This is a genomic window from Kitasatospora sp. NPDC059571 (genome assembly GCF_042735675.1).
Taxonomy (GTDB): Bacteria; Actinomycetota; Actinomycetes; order Streptomycetales; family Streptomycetaceae; genus Kitasatospora.
Genome location: NZ_JBHWBW010000581.1, coordinates 1 through 4,355, shown reverse-complemented (window position 1 = coordinate 4,355; position 4,355 = coordinate 1). Strand labels below are relative to the sequence as shown.

At 70.5% G+C, this 4,355-nt stretch carries 4 protein-coding genes and 1 tRNA gene; 3 read left to right on the top strand and 2 right to left on the bottom strand.

What is annotated here, in order from left to right; translation table 11 throughout:
- Positions 1-96 precede the first annotated feature (96 nt).
- A tRNA-Gly gene (locus ACFV0G_RS35925) sits at positions 97-169 on the bottom strand.
- A gap of 139 nt (positions 170-308) precedes the next feature.
- A complete protein-coding gene (locus ACFV0G_RS35920; RefSeq protein WP_100889306.1) occupies positions 309-626 on the bottom strand; it encodes an Lsr2 family protein in 318 nt (105 codons plus the stop codon).
- Between the two features lie 463 nt (positions 627-1,089).
- Here ACFV0G_RS35920 and purS point away from each other — a divergent pair, with 463 nt between their 5' ends.
- Genes purS through purL form a run of 3 tightly spaced genes read left to right on the top strand, consistent with a single transcriptional unit; the run spans position 1,090 to position 4,273 of the window.
- A complete protein-coding gene (gene purS, locus ACFV0G_RS35915; protein ID WP_033250393.1) occupies positions 1,090-1,344 on the top strand; it encodes a phosphoribosylformylglycinamidine synthase subunit PurS in 255 nt (84 codons plus the stop codon).
- Positions 1,341-2,018 (top strand): phosphoribosylformylglycinamidine synthase subunit PurQ, encoded by a 678-nt coding sequence (purQ, locus tag ACFV0G_RS35910; RefSeq protein ID WP_380556996.1) that lies wholly within the window; start codon positions 1,341-1,343, stop codon positions 2,016-2,018. Before purS ends, purQ begins: the two co-directional genes overlap by 4 nt.
- Entirely contained in the window at positions 2,018-4,273 is a 2,256-nt protein-coding gene (purL, locus tag ACFV0G_RS35905) for a phosphoribosylformylglycinamidine synthase subunit PurL (RefSeq protein WP_380556994.1), read from the top strand. The genes purQ and purL overlap by 1 nt, the downstream gene beginning before the upstream one ends.
- Positions 4,274-4,355 lie beyond the last annotated feature (82 nt).

Sequence of the window (4,355 nt, the reverse complement as noted above, 5' to 3'; positions counted from 1 at the left end):
ACCTCGCGACCCACCCCTTGGCAAGGTGATGCTCTACCAACTGAGCCACGTCCGCATGCTTCTTCTGTTGTACTGCTGTGTTGCTCGAACACTGCGAGCGGACGACGAGATTCGAACTCGCGACCCTCACCTTGGCAAGGTGATGCTCTACCAACTGAGCCACGTCCGCACGGTGCCTGGGCACCGACCGCCTCTCCCGGCTGCCTTTCGGCCTCCGGTTGCGGCGACGAGAAATACTCTACCCCATCGATCGGAGTGCTCGCCCCACCCTTTCCCCCGGGGGGTACCGGGGCGGGGCGGCGCCGACCTCAGTTGGCCTCGGCGAACTGCTCGTAGACGTGCTTGGGGATGCGGCCGCGGGCCGGGAGTTCCATGCCGTGCGACTGCGCCCAGGCCCGGACGGCGGCCGGGTCGGGGGTGAGTGCGGTACGGCGGAAGGACTTGCCCGTGCGGCTCTGCCGGCGGCCGGCCGCGACGAACGGGGCGAGGGCCTCGCGCAGCTTCTCCGCGTTCTCCACGGACAGGTCGATCTCGTACGACTTCCCGTCGACTCCGAAGTGGACGGTTTCCGCGGCGGCGCCGCCGTCCAGGTCGTCGGAGAGCGTGACGACTACACGCTGAGCCATGGGTGTCAATCCTCTCGGGCAATTCGGCCGCCGGGTGCTGGATGCCCGGTGACCCGTCCGCCGGGGGCGCGAGGGTGCGCGACGGCAGGCGGACATGCCGTGCCGAAAGGCAGCCTCGGCCGCCCTCGGTCGCCCTATTCTGCACCCAAAGCCGCCGGAAATCGAAGTCCCCGGCATTCCTTTTTCCGTAAATTCACGAGACTTCACCGGTGCGCGGATAGCAGCGGATACGATGTGGTCGATCTGTCCGGTGTGCCGGTATTCGGACGTTCTCGGCGGCGCCGCCGACGGCGGATTGAATCGCCGGGAAAGGCCGTCCGGGAGGGCCCGTGGAGGCCCGGAGCCCTTGTCGCGTAAGGGGCGTTTGTCTACGCGCGTCACGAAGGTGCGCCCGCCGAGGGCCCCGAAATCCCGGGTAGTCTGAAGGTCCCCCGCCTTCACGCAATCACCACCGGGAGTGCCAGTGGCACGCGTCGTAGTCGACGTCATGCTCAAGCCGGAGATCCTCGACCCCCAGGGACAGGCGGTGCAGCGTGCACTGCCGCGTCTCGGCTTCGCCGGGATCGCCGACGTCCGCCAGGGCAAGCGTTTCGAGCTGGAGCTGGAAGGGCCGGTCGACGACGCCGCGCTCGCCCGTATCCGCGAAGCCGCCGAGACCTTCCTCGCCAACACCGTGATCGAGGACTTCACCGTCCGCGTCGAGGAGGAGGGCAAGTGACCACCCGAGTCGGCGTCGTCACTTTCCCCGGTTCCCTCGACGACCGCGACGCCCAGCGCGCGGTCCGCCTCGCCGGCGCGGAGCCGGTCGCCCTCTGGCACCGCGACAAGGACCTGCACCAGGTCGACGCGGTCGTGCTGCCCGGCGGATTCTCCTACGGCGACTATCTCCGCTGCGGTGCCATCTCCCGCTTCTCGCCGGTCATGGACACCATCATCGAGCAGGCCCGGCTGGGAATGCCCGTCCTCGGTATCTGCAACGGCTTCCAGGTCCTCTGCGAATCGCACCTGCTGCCCGGTGCGCTCACCCGCAACGACTCGCTGCACTTCGTCTGCCGCGACCAGAAGCTGCGCATCGAGAACGACAACACCGCGTGGACGCGCGATTACTCGGCCGGCCAGGAAATCGTCGTCCCGCTGAAGAACGGCGAGGGCCGCTTCGTCGCCGACGAGCACGTGCTGGACGCACTCGAGGCGGAGGGCCGCGTGGTCGCCCGCTACCTGGATGTGAACCCCAACGGTTCGTACCGCGACATCGCCGGCATCACCAACGCCGCCGGCAACGTCGTCGGCCTGATGCCGCACCCGGAGCACGCCGTGGAGCCGCTCACCGGCCCGACCACCGAGGGCCTGGGCTTCTTCACTTCCGTCCTGAAGCAGCTGGTGAACGCCTGATGACCCTCGACACCGTCAAGAACGCCGAGCAGACCCCGGACGCGGCCCAGCCCTGGGCCGAACTCGGCCTCAAGGAGGACGAGTACACCCGGATCCGCGAGATCCTCGGCCGCCGCCCGACCGGCGCCGAGCTGGCGATGTACTCCGTCATGTGGTCCGAGCACTGTTCGTACAAGAGCTCCAAGGTCCACCTGAAGCAGTTCGGCGAGAAGGCCCCGCAGAACGACGCCATGCTCGTCGGCATCGGCGAGAACGCCGGCGTCGTCGACGTCGGCCAGGGCTACGCGGTCACCTTCAAGGTGGAGTCGCACAACCACCCGTCGTACATCGAGCCCTACCAGGGCGCGGCCACCGGCATCGGCGGCATCGTCCGCGACATCCTGGCGATGGGCGCGCGCCCGGTCGCCGTGATGGACCCGCTGCGCTTCGGTGCGGCCGACCACCCGGACACCCGGCGCGTGCTGCCCGGCATCGTCGCGGGCATCGGCGGCTACGGCAACTGCCTGGGCCTGCCCAACATCGGCGGCGAGGTCGTCTTCGACCCCTGCTACCAGGGCAACCCGCTGGTCAACGCGCTCTGCGTCGGCGTGATGAAGCACGAGGACATCCACCTCGCCAAGGCCTCCGGCCCCGGCAACAAGGTCATCCTCTACGGCGCCCGCACCGGCGGCGACGGCATCGGCGGCGTCTCCGTGCTCGCCTCGGAGACCTTCGACGCCACCGGCCCGGCCAAGCGCCCCGCCGTCCAGGTCGGCGACCCCTTCCAGGAGAAGCTGCTCATCGAGTGCACCCTGGAGATCTTCAAGGAGGACCTGGTCGCGGGCATCCAGGACCTCGGCGGCGCCGGCCTGTCCTGCGCCACCTCGGAGCTGGCCTCGGCCGGCACCGGCGGCATGCGGATCGAGCTGGACACCGTGCCGCTGCGCGACAACACGCTCTCGCCGGAGGAGATCCTCATGAGCGAGTCGCAGGAGCGCATGTGCGCCATCGTCGAGCCGGGCAAGGTCGACCGCTTCCTGGAGATCTGCGAGAAGTGGGACGTCATCGCCACCGTCATCGGTGAGGTGACCGACGGCGAGCGCCTGGAGATCTTCTGGCACGGCGAGCAGGTCGTGGACGTGCCGCCGCGCACCGTCGCCCACGAGGGCCCGACCTACCAGCGCCCGTTTGCCCGCCCGAGCTGGCAGGACGCACTCCAGGCCGACGCCCCGACGGCGGAGCGCCTGAAGCGCCCGGCGAACGGCGCCGAGCTCAAGGACGCGCTCCTCAAGCTCGCCGGCTCGCCGAACCAGGCCTCCAAGGCCTGGATCACCGACCAGTACGACCGCTACGTGCTCGGCAACACGGTCCTCTCGGTCGGCGAGGACTCCGGCATGATCCGGATCGACGAGGAGACCGACCTCGGTGTCTCCGTCGCCACCGACGGCAACGGCCGCTACACCAAGCTGGACCCGTACACCGGCGCCCAGCTGGCCCTCGCCGAGGCGTACCGCAACGTCGCGGCCGGCGGCGCCAAGCCGCTCGCCGTCTCCGACTGCCTCAACTTCGGCTCCCCCGAGGACCCGGATGTGATGTGGCAGTTCGCCGAGGCGACCCGCGGCCTCGCCGACGCCTGCCAGGTGCTCGGCACCCCGGTCACCGGCGGCAACGTCTCGCTGTACAACCAGACCGGCGACGTCGCCATCCACCCGACCCCGGTGGTCGCGGTGCTCGGCGTCATCGACGACGTCACCCGGCGCACCCCGGTCGGCTTCGGCGAGCAGGGCCAGCTGCTGTACCTGCTCGGCGACACCGCGGACGAGCTCGGCGGCTCCGCCTGGTCGCAGGTCGCCCACGGCCACCTCGGCGGCCTGCCGCCCAAGGTGGACCTGGAGCGCGAGCGGCTGCTCGGCGAGATCCTGATCGCGGCCTCCCGCGACGGCATGGTCGACGCCGCGCACGACCTCTCCGACGGCGGCCTGGGCCAGGCCCTGGTGGAGAGCTGCCTCAAGGGCGGCAACGGCGCCCGCGTGGTGGTCCCGGAGGGCATCGACCCGTTCGTGTTCCTCTTCTCCGAGTCGGCCGGCCGCGCCGTGGTGGCCGTGCCGCGCAGCGAGGAGGTCCGGTTCAACGACATGTGCGGTGCGCGCGGCCTGCCGGTCGCCCGGATCGGTGTCGTGGACGGCGACGCGCTCGACGTCCAGGGCCAGTTCACGGTCACGCTGGCGGAGCTGAAGGACGCCCACACCGGCGTCATCGAGGCCCTGCTGGCCTGATCGGCGCGAACCCGTCCGAGGGGCGGGGGGGGGGGGGGGCCCCGCCCGCCCCCCGCGGGGGCGGCGGGGGGGGGCGCCCCCG

Coding starts and splice junctions, on each gene's coding strand:
- purL (WP_380556994.1), top strand. CDS start 2,018: ATGACCCTCGACACCGTCAAGAACGCCGAGCAGACCCCGGACGCGGCC.
- ACFV0G_RS35920 (WP_100889306.1), bottom strand. CDS start 626: ATGGCTCAGCGTGTAGTCGTCACGCTCTCCGACGACCTGGACGGCGGC.